Annotated in this window: 16 protein-coding genes; 13 read left to right on the forward strand and 3 right to left on the reverse strand. The window is 64.8% G+C overall.

Annotated features, from left to right (window positions below):
* Positions 1 to 2: 2 nt before the first annotated feature.
* The 11 genes from E0E39_RS06840 to E0E39_RS06890 are packed head-to-tail and all read left to right on the forward strand — an operon-like array spanning position 3 to position 10,350.
* A complete protein-coding gene (locus E0E39_RS06840) occupies positions 3 to 2,960 on the forward strand; it encodes a DUF4040 family protein (protein WP_130874069.1) in 2,958 nt (985 codons plus the stop codon).
* Positions 2,957 to 3,289, forward strand: a complete 333-nt coding sequence (locus E0E39_RS06845; protein WP_014846618.1) for a sodium:proton antiporter — start codon at positions 2,957 to 2,959, stop codon at positions 3,287 to 3,289. The genes E0E39_RS06840 and E0E39_RS06845 overlap by 4 nt, the downstream gene beginning before the upstream one ends.
* Positions 3,286 to 4,806, forward strand: a complete 1,521-nt coding sequence (locus tag E0E39_RS06850; protein WP_130874070.1) for a monovalent cation/H+ antiporter subunit D family protein — start codon at positions 3,286 to 3,288, stop codon at positions 4,804 to 4,806. Before E0E39_RS06845 ends, E0E39_RS06850 begins: the two co-directional genes overlap by 4 nt.
* Positions 4,803 to 5,165 (forward strand): Na+/H+ antiporter subunit E, encoded by a 363-nt coding sequence (locus E0E39_RS06855; RefSeq protein ID WP_130874071.1) that lies wholly within the window; start codon positions 4,803 to 4,805, stop codon positions 5,163 to 5,165. The genes E0E39_RS06850 and E0E39_RS06855 overlap by 4 nt, the downstream gene beginning before the upstream one ends.
* Positions 5,162 to 5,422 carry a monovalent cation/H+ antiporter complex subunit F gene (locus E0E39_RS06860; protein ID WP_130874072.1) on the forward strand — a complete coding sequence of 87 codons (261 nt, stop codon included), beginning with the start codon at positions 5,162 to 5,164 and terminating at the stop codon, positions 5,420 to 5,422. The genes E0E39_RS06855 and E0E39_RS06860 overlap by 4 nt, the downstream gene beginning before the upstream one ends.
* A complete protein-coding gene (locus E0E39_RS06865) occupies positions 5,419 to 5,763 on the forward strand; it encodes a cation:proton antiporter (protein WP_245988224.1) in 345 nt (114 codons plus the stop codon). Before E0E39_RS06860 ends, E0E39_RS06865 begins: the two co-directional genes overlap by 4 nt.
* A 25-nt stretch (positions 5,764 to 5,788) precedes the next feature.
* The gene (gene metX / locus E0E39_RS06870) at positions 5,789 to 6,943 is read left to right on the forward strand and encodes a homoserine O-acetyltransferase MetX (protein WP_130874074.1); all 1,155 of its coding nucleotides are present in this window, start codon (positions 5,789 to 5,791) and stop codon (positions 6,941 to 6,943) included.
* Positions 6,940 to 7,533, forward strand: a complete 594-nt coding sequence (gene metW, locus E0E39_RS06875) for a methionine biosynthesis protein MetW (RefSeq protein WP_130874075.1) — start codon at positions 6,940 to 6,942, stop codon at positions 7,531 to 7,533. Before metX ends, metW begins: the two co-directional genes overlap by 4 nt.
* Positions 7,534 to 7,537: 4 nt before the next feature.
* Positions 7,538 to 9,109 carry an apolipoprotein N-acyltransferase gene (gene lnt / locus E0E39_RS06880; RefSeq protein ID WP_130874076.1) on the forward strand — a complete coding sequence of 524 codons (1,572 nt, stop codon included), beginning with the start codon at positions 7,538 to 7,540 and terminating at the stop codon, positions 9,107 to 9,109.
* Positions 9,102 to 9,863, forward strand: a complete 762-nt coding sequence (locus E0E39_RS06885) for a polyprenol monophosphomannose synthase (RefSeq protein ID WP_130874077.1) — start codon at positions 9,102 to 9,104, stop codon at positions 9,861 to 9,863. The genes lnt and E0E39_RS06885 overlap by 8 nt, the downstream gene beginning before the upstream one ends.
* On the forward strand, positions 9,856 to 10,350 hold the full coding sequence (locus E0E39_RS06890; protein ID WP_130874078.1) for an FxsA family protein: 495 nt from the start codon (positions 9,856 to 9,858) through the stop codon (positions 10,348 to 10,350). The genes E0E39_RS06885 and E0E39_RS06890 overlap by 8 nt, the downstream gene beginning before the upstream one ends.
* Here the strand turns inward: E0E39_RS06890 and E0E39_RS06895 are convergent.
* Positions 10,331 to 10,666, reverse strand: coding sequence for an RNA polymerase-binding protein RbpA (locus tag E0E39_RS06895; RefSeq protein ID WP_130874079.1), 336 nt, complete (start codon positions 10,664 to 10,666; stop codon positions 10,331 to 10,333). The two genes, E0E39_RS06890 and E0E39_RS06895, sit on opposite strands and share 20 nt — an antisense overlap.
* A 44-nt stretch (positions 10,667 to 10,710) precedes the next feature.
* Positions 10,711 to 11,493: a glycerophosphodiester phosphodiesterase family protein gene (locus tag E0E39_RS06900; RefSeq protein WP_245988225.1), complete on the reverse strand. Its 783-nt coding sequence runs from the start codon at positions 11,491 to 11,493 to the stop codon at positions 10,711 to 10,713.
* Positions 11,494 to 11,552: 59 nt separating this feature from the next.
* Here E0E39_RS06900 and pdxY point away from each other — a divergent pair, with 59 nt between their 5' ends.
* Positions 11,553 to 12,407: a pyridoxal kinase PdxY gene (pdxY, locus tag E0E39_RS06905; protein ID WP_130874081.1), complete on the forward strand. Its 855-nt coding sequence runs from the start codon at positions 11,553 to 11,555 to the stop codon at positions 12,405 to 12,407.
* Between the two features lie 11 nt (positions 12,408 to 12,418).
* Here pdxY and E0E39_RS06910 read toward each other — a convergent pair whose 3' ends face one another.
* Positions 12,419 to 13,954 carry a helix-turn-helix domain-containing protein gene (locus E0E39_RS06910; RefSeq protein ID WP_130874082.1) on the reverse strand — a complete coding sequence of 512 codons (1,536 nt, stop codon included), beginning with the start codon at positions 13,952 to 13,954 and terminating at the stop codon, positions 12,419 to 12,421.
* A 75-nt stretch (positions 13,955 to 14,029) separates the two neighbouring features.
* Here E0E39_RS06910 and lpdA point away from each other — a divergent pair, with 75 nt between their 5' ends.
* Entirely contained in the window at positions 14,030 to 15,430 is a 1,401-nt protein-coding gene (lpdA, locus tag E0E39_RS06915; RefSeq protein WP_130874083.1) for a dihydrolipoyl dehydrogenase, read from the forward strand.
* The last annotated feature ends 157 nt before the right edge of the window (positions 15,431 to 15,587 follow it).

Raw genomic sequence — 15,587 nt, forward strand, 5'->3', positions numbered from 1 at the left:
TCATGCCTGTCATCGTTCCTGTCGCCCTTCTCGTACTGGCCTTCGTCACCACCCCGCTGTTCGTCCGTTTCCTGGGGCGAAACGCAGGGTGGCCCTTGTCGGCACTCTACGTTGCTGCCGCTGCGTTCCAGGCCCCTGCCGCCGGCGCCGTGGCGGCAGGGGAACGGCCGGCCTGGGCCGTGGACTGGTTGCCCGCCCTCGGCATCCGGCTGGCCTTCGCCGCGGATGGTCTGGGGCTCGTCTTCAGTTTCATCGCGTTGCTGATCGGCGCGGTCGTGTTCATTTACTCGACGCGCTACCTCGCGGTCGGCAGGAACTATGCCTTCCACCAGGTGATGACGGCCTTCACCCTCTCGATGCAGGCGCTCGTGCTTGCCGATGACCTGGTGCTGCTGTTCATCTGCTGGGAGCTGACCTCCTTGGCGTCCTTCCTGTTGATCGCATCCGCCGGTAATGCGGGCGAAGGCGCCTCGATGCGCACCCTCCTCATCACATTTGTCGGCGGCGTCCTGCTCCTGCTCGCGATCGCCGCCATCTGGTGGCGCACCGGCACCACCTCGCTGTCAGAGGTGTTCTCCCACGGGGTGTGGGCCTCCGACCCCGGTTTCACCACGCTGATAGCCGTCCTGGTGGCCCTGGCCGGATTCACGAAAGCGGCCCAGTTCCCGTTCCACGTGTGGCTCCCGGACGCCATGGCCGCGATCACCCCTGTCAGCGCCTACCTTCATGCCGCAGCGGTCGTCAAGGCCGGCATCTTCCTGCTACTGCGTTTCAGCCCCGTCCTCCACGGGAATGCGATCTGGAACGGTCTTCTGGTGACGGTCGGGTTGATCACCACCTGCGTGGGTGGTTACTTCGCGTTGGAACAGACAGACGCCAAGAAACTGATGGCCTATTCCACGGTCAGTCAGCTGGGGTTGCTGACCGCGAGCATCGGGTTGGGCACCGAGGCCGGCATTGCGGCGGCGGTGCTGCACACCATCGCGCACGCCCTGTTCAAATCCGGGTTGTTCATGATGGTGGGTGTCATCGATCACGCCACCGACACCCGTGATCTTCGTCGTTTCCCGCCCGGGCTGTACAAGCGGATGCCTTTCAGCTTCGTGGTGATGACCCTGGGATGCGCGTCGATGGCCGGTATTCCCCCGATGCTGGGTTTCGTCTCGAAGGATGCGATCCTGGCCTCGCTGCTGGGGGCTCCCGAGGCGTCGTGGACCGGTTGGACGGCTTTCCTGGTAGCTGCCCTGGGTTCCGTGCTCACCTTCGTCTACTGCTCCCGGGTCCTGCTCGGGATCTTCTTCGACGGCACGGACGAGGACCGTTCCGTGCACATGCACGACCCGTTGCTCGCGGGAAGCGCGGCGTTACCGATCCTGGTTTCCGTTCCCCTGGTCGCATGGCTCGGGGAACTGTCCGGCCCGGTGGCGCTGGCCACCGGGGCGGCCCTCGGTGGGACTGCACCCGGGATCCACCTGGCCCTGTGGCACGGACCCGGCCCGGAGCTGTACGCAACAGCGTGCATCCTGTTCCTCGGTGGCGCCATCGCATGGCGGCGCAAGGCCTTGGTCGACTGGGTGCTGCAGCACCGGTTCCCGCTCAACGGTTCCAAGGCCATGTGGCACATCTCGGAGTGGACTCGCCGTTTCGGCGCCTTGCAGGCCCGCACCGTCGCCTCGGACACCGCGACCCGGCACATCGTCCCGATCCTGGGCTCGCTCGGCGTGCTCGGCCTCGCGGGAAGCGGGGCGGCCCACCTCACCGGCCTCCAGGATCAGCAACCGGGACTGACCAAATCGATCGACGTCGTCGTGTTCGTTCTCATCACCGCGGCCACCATCGGGGTCTGCATTTCTCGGGTGCGCATCGCAGCGGTGTTGTCGTTGTCGGCGGTGGGAATCCTCGCGACGGTACAGATCCTGGCCCTCGGCGCCCCCGACGTGGCCCTCACCCAGCTGCTGGTGGAGAGCCTGAACATCATCGTGATCATGCTGGTGCTGCAGCGGCTCCCGGTCCGGTTCCCGGTACGCCGCCGAGGCCGGAACCTGCTGACCCTGGCCGCCTCCGCGCTGGTTGGCGGAGGGGTCGCGGCCCTCACCTGGGCCCTGACCGCGCGGCGCGACAAGTCGGATCTGGCCAAGGAGTTCCTCGAGCGCACGAAGGAACTGGCCTCGGGGGACAACGTCGTGAACGTGATCCTCGTGGAGTTCCGCGGATTCGACACCCTGGGCGAGCTGAGCGTGCTCGCCATGACGGCGGTCGCCATCCTGGCCCTGCTCTCGACGGTGAGGGACCGCTACATCGACCCGCCGGGCGAGGATCCCTACCTGATCCCGGTGGCGGCGCTGCAGATAAACCAGGACCCGCGTTCGCGTGCGCACCGCGCGATCATGGAGGCGTGGCCCAACGCGGTCAGCCTGCAGGTGATGCTTCGTTTCATGACCCCGCTGCTCGTGGTGATCTCCGCCATCCTGTTCTGGCGTGGGCACAACAGCCCGGGCGGGGGCTTCAATGCGGCCCTGGTGGCCTCCTCCCTGGTGGGGCTGATCTACCTCTCGACCTCCAAGGACCGCTCCGTCGGCCCGCCCCGGTTGCCCCTGTTCCTGGTCGGGGGAGGGGTCATGCTGGCGGTCGCCACCGGTTTCCTCGACCTGTTCCTGACCGGTTCCTTCCTGCAACCGATCCACGGGGAGATCCTGGGAACCCACCTGACCACGTCGATGATCTTCGACGCCGGCGTGTACCTGGCGGTCCTGGGGCTGATCCTCGTCTCATTCAACGTGCTGGGCGCCACCAGGGGAACCCGGGCCGGGGGCGAGGGTACCCGCGAACGCATCGACGAGTTGCTGGAGGGCGAACTCCCGGGGCCGCTGGAGACCGTGCGGGGGGAACGTCCCCGGCGCCCCGCGATCCGGAGCCGTTTCATCACCGAGGGCACTCGCCCGGAGGAGACCAGGAAATGATCCTGATAGCCACGATCTTCGTTCTGGTCACCGGTGGGGTGTATCTCCTGCTCCAGCGCTCCATGGTGCGCGCCGTGTTCGGGCTCGGGCTCCTGAGCCACGCCGTCAACTTCGTCCTGCTCACCACGGGTGTGCCGGGCTGGCGGACGGAACCCATCACCGACGGCACCAGCACGGTCACGGTGGCGGATCCGCTCCCGCAGGCCTTCGTGCTGACCGCGATCGTGATCACCCTGGCCACGAGCATCCTGATGCTCGCGATGGCCGTCATCGGGCGCAACGACAACATGCTGCGCCATCCCGAGACGGGGGAGACCCACCGCGCATGAACTCCGCCATCCTGCCCCTGTTCGTCGCCGTCCCGCTCCTGTCGGCGGGGGTCACTGTGCTGTTGCGGGGTCCCGTCGTGCAGCGCATGACACTGCTGCTGGTGTCGTCGGCGACGCTCCTCGGGGGGGTGGCGCTCCTGGTGTTCCACCGTGGCACCCCCGCCCTGGCACACTCCATCGGCTCCTACAAGCAGAAGATGGGCATCGTCTTCGTCTCCGACACCCTGAGCGCCCTGCTGCTGGTGGTCACCGCCTTCCTGACCATGATCTCCGGCATCTTCCTGATGCTGACCAAGGAGGACCGCTACCGTTTCGTGGTCCCCTTGATCCTGCTGCTCAACACGGGCGTCAACGGGGCGCTCCTGACCGGTGACCTGTTCAACCTCTTCGTGTGGGTGGAAGTGATGCTCCTGCCCTCCTACGCGCTGATCGCGGTGACCGGGTCCTGGCGAAGACTCGGCATCGGACGGATGTTCGTGATCGTGAACATAGTCACGTCCACCATCCTCGTGATGGGTGTAGGCCTGCTCTACGGGGCCATCGGATCGGTGAACCTGGCGGCTCTGGCCGGCAGGGGCGGGGATCCCCAGGTCTCGCTGGCCACCTCGCTCATCCTGTTCGCGCTGTTGGTCAAGGGAGGCGTGGTTCCCGTCCACGGCTGGCTGCCCCGCGCCTATCCCGCGACCTCCGCCGGGATCATGTCCCTGTTCGCCGGGATCCACACGAAGGTGGGCATCTACGCCGCTTACCGGATCTATGCCACCATCTTCGGCGGACCGGCTCCCTGGCTTCCGGTGCTGACGGCCGTGGTGGTGGCGACGATCGTCGTCGGCGCTTTCTCGACCTTCGGGGAATCCCGGATCCGCGGGTCGCTCGCCTTCCAAATGGTCACGGGCGTCGGGCAGATCCTGATCGGCCTGGTGGTGCTGACCGAATTCTCCGTGGCGGCCGGTTTGTTCTACATGGTCCATCACATGATCACCATGGCGGGTCTGGTACTGGCCTCAGGGGCCGTCGAGAACGTCTACGGTTCGGGACGATTCGACCGGCTCTCCGGACTGATGCGCCGCGATCCGTGGCTCGCGGCCACTTTCGCCCTCGGGTTGGCGTCCTTGGTCGGGCTGCCACCGACCTCGGGGCTGTGGGGGAAGGTCGGATTGCTGGGGGCGTCCGCCCAGGCCGATCCGGTTACGAGTTGGCTTCTCATGGGGTGTGTCGCCCTGGCCTCCGTCGCATCCCTGATGGCCCTGCAACGCCTGTGGCGTGAGGCATTCTGGGGAGCGCCCATGAGGAGTTACCTACCCGACGATCCCACCACCGCACGCGGCGCGCCGACCCCGATAGCCGATGACGCGAAGGTGTCCTGGCGGATGTTGTGGCCATCGACCCTGCTGATCGGGATCTCCGTGCTGCTATTCCTCGGTGTCGGCTGGGTGTGGCCGCTGTTCGAATCGGCCGCCCACGGTTTGATCGACGTCTCCGCCTACGTGGCCTCTGTGGATGCGGTGAGCGAATGATGCAGGTTCTGAGACTGTTCTCGTGGTGGTGGTACCTGACCACCCAGATCGTCATCGGGTCGTGGAACGTCGCGGTGGCGGCGTGGCGTCCCAGGCCGATGGCCGGGCCCGCCATCGTGGAGTACCCGATGCGCGCCACCACCGACTTCGAGATCGCGATGTTCGCGTCCGCCATCACGATCACGCCGGGAACCCTGGTGCTCGGCGTCTGTCCCGGTGACGAGACCCGGGGGCCCTCGGTGTTCGTTCATTCGCTGTTCGACTCGGAGCGGGCCTCCGTCATCGGTGGTCTGGCAGAGTTGGAATGGCACCTGCTCCATGCGTTGCGACGCCACGGAATGCCGAAGGGGGAAAAATGAGTCTCGCGATCTGGGCAGCGATCGGGGTGCTCGCCGTCTCCGTTCTCCTGGGCCTGTTGCGGGTGATGACAGCCCCTGACTCCGCGACGCGGGCCGTGGTGGGAGATCTGGTCTTCTTCTCCTGCATCGGAATTCTCGCCCTGTTCGGGATGTTGCACCATTCCAGCGTCTCGGTGGACGCCGCTCTGCTGGCCTCGATCCTGGGGATCCTGGCCACCATCGCGCTGGCAAGAATCATGACCAGAGGGAGGAGATGACGGTGCTTGAAATCCTGGCTTCCGTGTTGGCGGTACTGGGTGCCGTGCTGGTGCTGTCGGTCGCGGTGGCGCAGTTCAGGGCCGGGGACGCCGTCTCACGTATCAACGCGCTCGGGCCGGCGACCGCGCTGGGGCTACCTCTGATCCTGGTGGCGGCCGCCCTCGGCTGGACCGCCACCGATGGTTTCGACCTGATGCTGTGGGCGAAGACCGCCGTGACCGTGATGGCCCTGCTGATCGTGAGTTCGGTGGCCTCGAACGTGCTTGCCCGCGCGACCGTCCGGACAGATGCCAGACTTGACCCGAGAACCGAACCCAACGACCTGAGGAGCGAGACATGATGTGCGCAGGAATCCTCATCACCCAATGCGTCCGGAACCGCCCCTGAACGTGACCGGAAACCTCAACACGGTCTCGACCACCACACGGCTATTCACAACCGAAGCGCCATTGGTGCTCGCCAGTGGCGCCGAGCTGGCGCCTGTCGATGTCGCCTACGAGACCTACGGGAAGCTGAACCCGCGGGGTTCGAATGCCATCTTCGTGTGTCACGCCCTGACCGGTGACGCCCACGCCGCAGGTTTCAGGGCAGGTGACAGGAAGCCCGGCTGGTGGGACAACCTCATCGGTCCTGGTAAGACGGTTGACACGAACCGCTGGTTCGTGGTGTGCGCGAACATCCTCGGCGGATGCCGCGGCACGACGGGACCTTCATCGATCAATCCTGCAACGGGCGAGCCGTACGGCCTGGATTTCCCACTGCTGGCGATGTCGGATTTCGTGACGGTGCACCGCCGCCTGGGCCAGCACCTGGGAATCGATCACTGGGCCGTCCTGCTCGGGGGTTCGTTGGGGGGGATGCAGGTCCTGCAGTGGACGTTGTCCCATCCGCAGGACTGCGACAACGCGATCATCATCGCTGCGTCGTCGCGGTTGACGGCGCAGAACATCGCCTTTTCCGCCGTGGGCAGGCAAGCCATCATGAGGGACTCGGCCTTCCGGGAGGGACGTTTCCTCAGCGAGGGCACGATGCCCGCGAAGGGGCTGTCGGTGGCCCGGATGCTGGCTCACATCACCTACCTGTCGGAGGATGCGTTCAGCGCGAAGTTCGGTCGGTCGGCCCAGTCGGGAAAACTGGATCCCGGTTTCGGGATCGACTTCGCCGTTGAAAGCTACCTGGAGCACCAGGGGGAGGCCTTCCTGGAGCGTTTCGACGCGCTCAGCTACCTGTATCTGACCCGGGTCATGGACTACTTCGACCCGTTCGCCTCCGATGACGCCATGACCAAGCTCATCGCCGATCCCGTGAAGTTCCTCCTGATGAGTTTCGACAGCGACTGGCGATTCGACACCGATCATTCCCGAAGGATCGTCCAGCATCTGGAAGGAGCCGGTCTGCCGACGTCATTCCGCGAGCTTCACTCTCCGTGGGGACACGATTCGTTCCTACTGGACCTGCCGGACTACCACGCCGTTCTGCGAGCCTTCCTGGACCGGGCCGCGAGGGAGGAGGAGCGATGACTCGCGCCGATCTGAGACTGATCGCCAGGCTCATACCGGAACGTTCCCGGGTGCTCGATCTCGGATGCGGCGACGGGGAGCTCCTGCGCTTGCTGGAGGAACGCGGCTGCCATGGAACCGGGGTCGAGATAGAGCCGAGGCCTTTCCTCGAGGCCCTGCGGAACGGTGTGAACGTCATCGATCTGGACATCAACAGCCAGCTGGACCAGTTCGGGGACGGTTCCTACGACGTGGTCGTGCTTTCCCGAACCCTTCAGAACCTCCGGCAACCGGCCGACGTACTGAAGGAGATGGCGAGAATCGCGGGGCGCGGTGTGGTCTCGATGCCGAACTTCGTGCACTGGCGCAACCGACTGCGCTTGCTGACCGGGCGCATGCCCGTCACCAAGGATCTGCCGTACAGCTGGTACGACAGCCCGAACCTGCACTTCACATCGCTGAAGGATCTGTCCCCGCTGTTCACCCGGCTCGGCCTCGAGGTGGAGCGTTGCATTCCCCTTGGCGAAGGCGGCCGTCCCCTGAGGACGGGGCGATGGGGCGCCAATCTGATTGCAAGTTCCGCGGTCTACCTGCTCCACGGCAGGAGATGATCCGGTGCAGGCACTCTCCCGCGCCAGGATCACCTGGCCGCTGTCTCTTCTTCTCGCCCTGTTCGCCGGACTGGGCCTTGCCCTGGGATTCGCGCCGTGGGGCATGTGGCCGCTCACGATCATCGGAGTGGGGCTCCTGACATGGTTGGTGGCGAGCCGCGGTCCTTGGGCGGGATTCGGTCTCGGTATGACCGCGGGCTGCGTTCTGTATGGTGTCACCATCTGGTGGGTGGGGGCCCAGGCAGGGCCGGTGGTCTGGGTGCTGGTCGCGGTGATGGCCATCTGGGTGGGGTTGATCGGAGCGTTTTCCTCTTTCATCACCCGGTTGCCCGGTTGGTGCTTCTTGGTTCCATTTTCCTGGGGGGCGACGGAGTACGCTGCCGGACGAATTCCGTTCGGGGGATTTCCTTGGCTGCGACTCGGGTACACGGCCATTGACCATCCTTTGGCGGGCTGGCTCCCGTGGGTCGGAACCGCAGGGGCGACATGGCTGGTGGCAATGGTGGGATGCTGTTGCCTGGCGGTGATCGTTCAGCCACGCCGGCTGGTCCCGCTGCTCTCCGTTCCCGGTGTATTCATCATCGGCGGAGGAATGCTCCTGCTCCCAACGGACCGTGGAGGTGAAGGCATCTCGGTCGGCATGGTCCAGGGCAATGCACAACTGGGACTGCACGGCGGCTACATCTCCGCCACCGGTGCGACCCCCCACCACTTGAGCGAGACCATCTTTCTGCTGGCCGACGCGCGGGCCCATGGCCGTACCCTGGACATGATTGTCTGGGCGGAGAACTCCACCGACACCGACCCAATGCTCAACCCGACCACGAGAGCGCAGGTGAACGCCGCTGTCGAGCTGGCTCAGGTGCCCCTGGATCTGGGGGCGATCACTGCGGGCCCCGAGCCCCGGACCCGGCGCACCACCACGCTGATCTGGGTTCCGGAAAAAGAGATCGTGGATCATTATCACAAACGCAATCTCGCTCCCTTCGGGGAGTTCGTGCCCTACCGAGACGTTCTGGAGCCCCTGTTCCCGGATGTGAAACGTGCTGGGTACCAGTCGATACCGGGCACCGATCCGGGCGTTGTGACGGTACCCACCCCCGCCGACCCGGACCTGAAGGTGGGCACGGTGATCTGTTATGAACTGGCTTACGACCAAACCGTCTACGACACCGTCGCCAACGGGGCTGAAATCATGGTCGCCCAGAGCACCACCCACAATTTCTCGGGAACCATCGAACCGCAGCAACAGATGCACATGAATCGGGTCCGGGCAGCGGAACTCGGACGGGAATTCGTCGCCAGCACCCTCAACGGATACTCGGGATTCATCGACGCCAGGGGTGGAGTGCACGAACCCACTCGGGAATACACCGCGGCGCACCGCTTCTACACCCTTCCCGCGAGGAACAACATCACCTTGGCCGTGCACCTGGCTCCGATACTGGGTCCGACCCACGTACTCGGTTGTCTGTTGGCCACCGGATTCGGGTTTCGAACAACCCGCGACACTCGTCGGGCCGCTACTCTTGATGGATGCCCGCAACCTCGGACGAACAGGAGAAGCAATGACTGAGGCCGCACACGCCGGCGATGTGCTCGTCATCATTCCAACGTTCAACGAGGCCCAGAACATCGAGAGCATCGTCTCCCGGTTGCGACGCAGCGTACCGGAGACCCATGTGCTCGTCGTGGATGACAACTCGCCGGACGGCACGGGCGAACTGGTCGATGCGATGGTCGAGCGGGACGATCACGTGCACGTGCTGCACCGCAGGGGCAAGGAAGGCCTGGGAGCGGCCTACCTGGCGGGATTCCGCTGGGGCCTTGAAGGGGGATATGGCGTGCTGGTGGAGCACGATGCCGATGGCTCTCATCAACCGGAGCAGCTGCCCGGTCTGCTGGCCGCCCTGGAGCACGCAGACATGGTCAAGGGGTCCCGCTGGGTCAAGGGCGGTTCCGTGGTGAACTGGCCCTGGACGCGCAAGTTCCTCTCACGTGGGGGTTCCCTGTACATCCGGTTGATGCTCGGGATGCCGTACCGGGACATCACGGGTGGGTTCAACGCCTTCCGCGCCGACGCCCTTGCCAGGATCATCGACCTGCCCATCGACCGCCGGGGCTACGGGATCCAGCGCGACCTGACGTGGCACGCCCACCGGGCCGGGCTGCGCATCGCGGAGGTTCCCATCGAGTTCGTGGAACGCGAGTTCGGTGATTCCAAGATGGGCGGTACCGTGGTCAGGGAAGCCATCGTCTCGACCACGAGGATGGGACTTCGGCACCGTTGGCAGCAGTTGAGAAAACTTTTCGGGAGGCGCCGTGGCTGAACGACGTATCCGGTTCCGGGGAGCGGTGGGTCTGTTGCTGGTCCTCGCGCCCCTGCTCGTCTGTCTGGCTGCCGAGGTCATCATCCTGGTCATGGTCACCAACGCCCTCGGATGGTGGACCGTCGCCCTGATGATCTTCACCACCCTGCTCGGCTGCTGGCTGCTTCAGCGGGAGGGACGCCGCACCTGGGGCGCGTTGCTCGAGTCCTTGGGCAGGGGTTCCCTGCCACCGGGACGAACCGCTGACGCGGTACTCGTGATGATCGGCGGCCTCCTGCTCATCGTACCGGGCTTCATCTCCGACATCATCGGGTTGCTGCTGCTGATCCCGGCAAGCCGCCACTTGATTCGCTGCACGCTGGGGAAGCTGTTCGGAAGAGCCATTGGCCACTCCTCCGAACAGCCCGTGGTGATCGAGGGGGAAGTGGTTCAGGAAACCTCACCCACCGACACGATGATCCCGAGGATCAGCCCGCCGAGCCCCTGAGCTTGTCCAGCTGCTCTGCCAGGATGTCCTCGAGTTCAGGGATGCTGCGTCGCTCACGCAACATGTCCCAGTGCGTTCGAGGAGGTTTCGCCTCCTTGGCCTCTCCCGTTGCTCCGTCAGAACGTTTCGCCATCTGCCCACACCGTTTGCACTCCCATTCGAAGGGCAGCTCCGCCTCAATGGCGAAGGTGACCTCGAAATGGTGCCCCTTGGGGCAGTCGAAACCCACTTGGCTGCGTTCGGCAAACTCGATCCCCTGCTCGTCCTCGAAGCTCTTGGCGCCCAGCCCGACACCACGAAGCGCTCGATCCGCCATGTTTCTCTACCTCCCTACTTGGAGTTGAACGTCCCAGACATCTGTCATGTTCCAAGGGTGCTGGCCCACATCCCACGGGCCTGCAGCACCTCACGGAGAAGATCCGGCCGGTCCGTCACTATGCCGTCGACCCCCCAGTCAATAAGCGTGTGCATGTCGTCGCGCACATCGATGGTCCAGACGTGCACCCTGTAGCCGGCGCGATGGATTGCCTTGACACGAGCCCTGGTCAACAACCTGACCTTCACCCCGGCCACCTCGTGGGAGACGGGGATCTGGAACACACCCGGACCTCCCGGACGACAGGCACGAATGTTTCCCATGGCCATCGCGACCACACCCAGCGGGCCAACTGCTGTTGCGACCTCGGGCATCAACTTCCGGAACCTGTGAATCCTACGCTGTGAGAAGGATCCGACACACACCCGTTGTTCCGCATGGAAGCGGCGGACGATTCTCGCGAGGGGTTCGACAGCGCCGGGAGCCTTGAGGTCAAAGTTGAAGCGCGCCTCGGGGAAGGTCTCGAACAGCTCTTCCACCGTTGGGATCGGTTCGCGGTCACCGACACGAACCTCACGCACAGCGGTGAACGGCAGCTGCGCAATATGCCCTTCAACGTCGGTGACCCGCGCAAGATCCGGATCGTGGAAGGCCACCAGATGACCATCGAGGGTGGCATGAACATCGGTTTCCAGGTATTCGTACCCCAGAGCGACCGCGTTGGCGAAGGCCGCCAAGGTGTTCTCGATGCCGAGGTTGGCGGTGAGCAGGGCCCCACCGCGATGTGCCATCGCGATGAACTCCGGTTCGAGGAAACCCGCACACATGGAAACCATTATGCCTAGTATCGAGGTGTTTGTGTCACTGAAGTGGGAGACTTGCCCACATGCACAATGTCCTATCCATCCAGTCGGCCGTCTCCTACGGCCATGCGGGGAACTCGTCCGCCACCTTTCCGCTTCAGCGGGCCGGCGTGAACGTATACCCCGTCTACACCGTCACCTTCTCCAACCACACCGGGTACGGGAGCTGGCGCGGCCCCATGATCGCGGCCTCCGACGTGGCCGACGTGGTCACGGGAATAGACGAACGGGGAGCGCTCGCCGGTGTTGATGCCGTGCTCGCGGGCTACCTCGGCTCGGCCGACGTGGGACAGGTCGTGCTGGACGCCGCTGCCCTGGTGAAATCACGCAATCCGGATGCGATTTTCCTCGCCGACCCCGTCATGGGTGACGTCGGGCGGGGGTTTTACGCCCGCCCGGGCATCCCGGAGTTCTTCCGCGACCGTGTCGTGACGGCAGCGGACATCATGACACCGAACCTCTTCGAGCTGCAGTACCTGGTGGGACACGAAACGAACACTCTCGACGAGGTCGTCAACGCGGCAGGCGAACTCCGGGACCGCGGCCCCGGGATCGTCGTCGTGACCTCGGTCGTGGCTTCCGACGCACCGGACGGCCTGCTGCGGATGCTGGCAGTCAATGCGGACCAGGCCTGGTTGGTGGAAACCCCGATGCTGGATCGCGGCTTCACCGGCTCGGGCGACCTCACCGCCGCCATGTTCCTCGCACATTGGTTGCGCACCCGGGACATCGGCGAATCCCTCGGGGTGACCGCCTCGGTGGTCTACTCAATACTGGAACAGACCGCGATCAGCGGTGAGGCCGAGCTGCAGCTCGTGGCGGCCCAGGAGCAGGTGGTGAATCCGGTCAACAGGTTCACCGCCCACCGCATAGGCTGAAACGCACCGGATCAGCTTGGCGCGTCACCCCAGAAGGTGTTGATCTGGGCCCCGAGCTGGTTGAAGCGCCTCGGCAGGTCCTCGTAGCCCCGGTTGATCACGTAGACATCCCGCAGGATGGTGGTGCCGCGGGCCGCGAGGGCCGCCAGGAACAGACACACCGAGGGTCGCAGCGCCGGCGGGCACTCGATGTCACGCCCACGCCATTTCGTGGGGCCGATGATCATCAGCTTGTGAGCATCCATGACGGTGACGTTCGCCCCGAGATCGCAGAGCTTTTTCAGATGCACCGCGCGGTTGTCGTAGACCCAGTCGTAGATGATCGACTGCCCCTCGGCCGTTGCGCAGATCAGGGCGAAGAAGGGAAGGTTGTCGATGTTCAACCCTGGGAACGGCATCGGATGGATCTTGTCCAGGGGAGCTCTCAACTCGGAAGGTTTCACGGTGACGTCCACCAAGCGGGTGTGGCTGTTGCCCGAGGGATACTCGCTGCTCAGCACCATTCGCTGGCCCATCTCCTCCAGGACGGCGAATTCCACCTCCAGGAACTCAATGGGGCAACGCTTGACCGTCAGCTCCGATCCGGTGACGATGCCGGCGGTGATGAGACTCATCGCCTCGATAGGGTCCTCCGAGATGTGGTACTCGACGTCCTTGTTGATCTCCTCGACACCCTGAATTCGCAGAGTGGTGGTCCCGATGCCCTCCACACCGACCCCCAGTTCGCGGAGGAAGAAACACAGGTCCTGCACCATGTAGTTCCCGGAAGCGTTGCGGATCACGGTCATCCCCGGGGTACGGGCGGCGGCCATGATCGCGTTCTCGGTCACCGTGTCCCCACGCTCCACCAGGGTGATGTGGTGCTCGGGCGCACCGTCGCGCTGCACGGTGGCGTGGTACTGGCTGTCGTGCGCCTCCACGGACAGACCGAGACGTTTCAGCGCGGACATGTGTGGATGCACGGTCCGGGCCCCGAGGTCGCATCCACCGGCGTAGGGGAGCTCGAAGGAATCGAACTCGTGCATCAGGGGGCCGAGGAACATCAGGATGGAACGCGTGCGCCGGGCAGCGCGCTGGTCGATGGTCTCAGGGGTGAGCTTCTCCGGGCGGGTCAGTTCGAGATCCTGACCTCCATTGGTCGGGGTGACAGTAACCCCGATGGACTGGAGGACGTCGCAGATTCGGTCCACCTCCTCGATGCTGGCGATCCCGCGCAGCACCGTGCGGCCCCGGTTCAGCATCGAGGCGCAGAGCAGCGCGACGGCCGCGTTCTTGGAGGAACGGACCTCGATCTCACCCTCGAGCTTCGTCGGTCCGGTGATCTCGAAATTGACGGTGCCCTCGGTGGCCGCAAGTATCAAGGGCATCTCGAGTGCCGATGCCAGCCTCTCGATCATGTTGAGAGAGACGTTCTGCTGGCCCATCTCTATTCGGTGAACGGCGGACTGTGAGGAGTTGATCTCGTCGGCGAGGCGCTGCTGGGACCATTGACGGGCCTTGCGCGCCTCCCTGATCATGATTCCCAGGGACTGGCTGGTGGCGGTCATGGCGTCATACTAACTCATATCTGAGATAACACCTGTCGTCAGGCGTGAGGCGGCGGGAGCACTAGAGTGGGCCCCATGACCCACGAATACGACGTCTGCGTGCTCGGCGCCGGTCCCGGTGGCTACGTTGCCGCCATCCGTGCCGCCCAGCTCGGCCTGAAGACCTGCATCATCGAGAAACGCTACTGGGGAGGCGTGTGCCTGAACGTCGGCTGCATCCCGACCAAATCGTTGCTTCGCAACGCAGAGCTGGCCCACATCGTCACCCACGAGGCCGCCACCTTCGGCATCCAGGGTGAGATCACCGTCGACTACGGCAAGGCCTTCTCCCGCAGCCGCCAGGTCTCGGAACGGATGACCAAGGGCATCCACTTCCTGATGAAGAAGAACAAGATCAAGGAGTTCAACGGCTGGGGCACCTTCGTCGACGCCCACACCATCGATGTCGCCGACAACAACGGCACCACCACCCGGGTGACCTTCAACAACGTCATCATCGCGGCCGGATCGACCACGAAGATGCTTCCCGGAACCAGGGTCTCGGCCAACGTGGTCACCTACGAGGAGCAGATCCTGGCGGACAGGCTCCCGAACTCGATCATCATCGGCGGTTCCGGGGCCATCGGAACCGAGTTCGCCTACGTCCTGCGCAGCTACGGAGTCGACGTGACCATCGTCGAGTTCTTCGACCGGATGGTTCCCAACGAGGACGCGGAGATCTCCGCCGAGATCACCAAGGCGTACAAGAAACTGGGCATCAAGGTGCTGACCGCCACCAAGGTGGAATCCATCGAGGACACGGGAAGCGGGGTACGCGTCACCGTCAGCCCCGCCGAGGGAGGCGCATCCCAGGTCCTGGAGGCGGATCGTTTCCTCTCGGCGGTCGGGTTCGCCCCGCGCACCGAGGGTTACGGGCTGGAGAACACCGGGGTCGACCTGACCGAACGCGGCGCCATCGCCGTCGACGACCACCTCCGCACCAACGTCCCGGGGGTCCACGCCATCGGCGACTGCACGGCGAAGATGATGCTCGCCCACGTGGCCGAGGCCCAGGGCATGGTGGCCGCCGAGACCATCGCCGGGGTCGAGACCCATCCCGTCGACTACGACATGATCCCGCGGGCGACCTACTGCCAGCCGCAGATCGCATCCTTCGGCTACACCGAGCAGCAGGCCAGGGACAGGGGACACGAGGTCAGGGTCTCGAAGTTCCCCTTCGCTGCCAACGGCAAGGCTTGGGGCCTGGGGGAGGGGGTCGGTTTCGTCAAGCTCGTCGCCGATGCCCGCTACAACGAGCTGCTGGGTGCCCACATGATCGGCCCCGATGTCACGGAACTGCTTCCGGAGCTCATCCTGGCCCAGAAGTATGAACTGACGGCCGACGAGATCGCGCACGCCGTTCACGCCCACCCGACGCTCTCCGAGGCCATCAAGGAGGCCGCCCACGGCATCGGCGGGCACATGATCAACCTCTGAGCTCCACGGCTCGGAGGAACACGGGCGGGACGGTACTCTGGGGCACGCAATCGGCTTTGACAAACAGTGATTGGAGTCCCTCGTGTGCCGTCCCGTTTCCTGCCCGCGTTGCCACAAGACCACCTGGGCCGGATGCGGCCAGCACATAGAAGAGGCG

This window comes from [Pseudopropionibacterium] massiliense (assembly GCF_900607225.1).
GTDB lineage: Bacteria > Actinomycetota > Actinomycetes > Propionibacteriales > Propionibacteriaceae > Arachnia > Arachnia massiliensis.

What these genes read in the sequence shown, in the direction of transcription:
- E0E39_RS06860 (WP_130874072.1), top strand. Translation starts at nt 5,162, where the DNA reads ATGAGTCTCGCGATCTGGGCAGCGATCGGGGTGCTCGCCGTCTCCGTT.
- lpdA (WP_130874083.1), top strand. Translation starts at nt 14,030, where the DNA reads ATGACCCACGAATACGACGTCTGCGTGCTCGGCGCCGGTCCCGGTGGC.
- E0E39_RS06865 (WP_245988224.1), top strand. Translation starts at nt 5,419, where the DNA reads ATGACGGTGCTTGAAATCCTGGCTTCCGTGTTGGCGGTACTGGGTGCC.
- E0E39_RS06855 (WP_130874071.1), top strand. Translation starts at nt 4,803, where the DNA reads ATGATGCAGGTTCTGAGACTGTTCTCGTGGTGGTGGTACCTGACCACC.
- E0E39_RS06845 (WP_014846618.1), top strand. Translation starts at nt 2,957, where the DNA reads ATGATCCTGATAGCCACGATCTTCGTTCTGGTCACCGGTGGGGTGTAT.
- E0E39_RS06885 (WP_130874077.1), top strand. Translation starts at nt 9,102, where the DNA reads ATGACTGAGGCCGCACACGCCGGCGATGTGCTCGTCATCATTCCAACG.
- pdxY (WP_130874081.1), top strand. Translation starts at nt 11,553, where the DNA reads ATGCACAATGTCCTATCCATCCAGTCGGCCGTCTCCTACGGCCATGCG.
- metX (WP_130874074.1), top strand. Translation starts at nt 5,789, where the DNA reads ATGCGTCCGGAACCGCCCCTGAACGTGACCGGAAACCTCAACACGGTC.
- E0E39_RS06895 (WP_130874079.1), bottom strand. Translation starts at nt 10,666, where the DNA reads ATGGCGGATCGAGCGCTTCGTGGTGTCGGGCTGGGCGCCAAGAGCTTC.
- metW (WP_130874075.1), top strand. Translation starts at nt 6,940, where the DNA reads ATGACTCGCGCCGATCTGAGACTGATCGCCAGGCTCATACCGGAACGT.
- E0E39_RS06910 (WP_130874082.1), bottom strand. Translation starts at nt 13,954, where the DNA reads ATGACCGCCACCAGCCAGTCCCTGGGAATCATGATCAGGGAGGCGCGC.
- E0E39_RS06900 (WP_245988225.1), bottom strand. Translation starts at nt 11,493, where the DNA reads ATGTGTGCGGGTTTCCTCGAACCGGAGTTCATCGCGATGGCACATCGC.
- E0E39_RS06850 (WP_130874070.1), top strand. Translation starts at nt 3,286, where the DNA reads ATGAACTCCGCCATCCTGCCCCTGTTCGTCGCCGTCCCGCTCCTGTCG.
- E0E39_RS06840 (WP_130874069.1), top strand. Translation starts at nt 3, where the DNA reads ATGCCTGTCATCGTTCCTGTCGCCCTTCTCGTACTGGCCTTCGTCACC.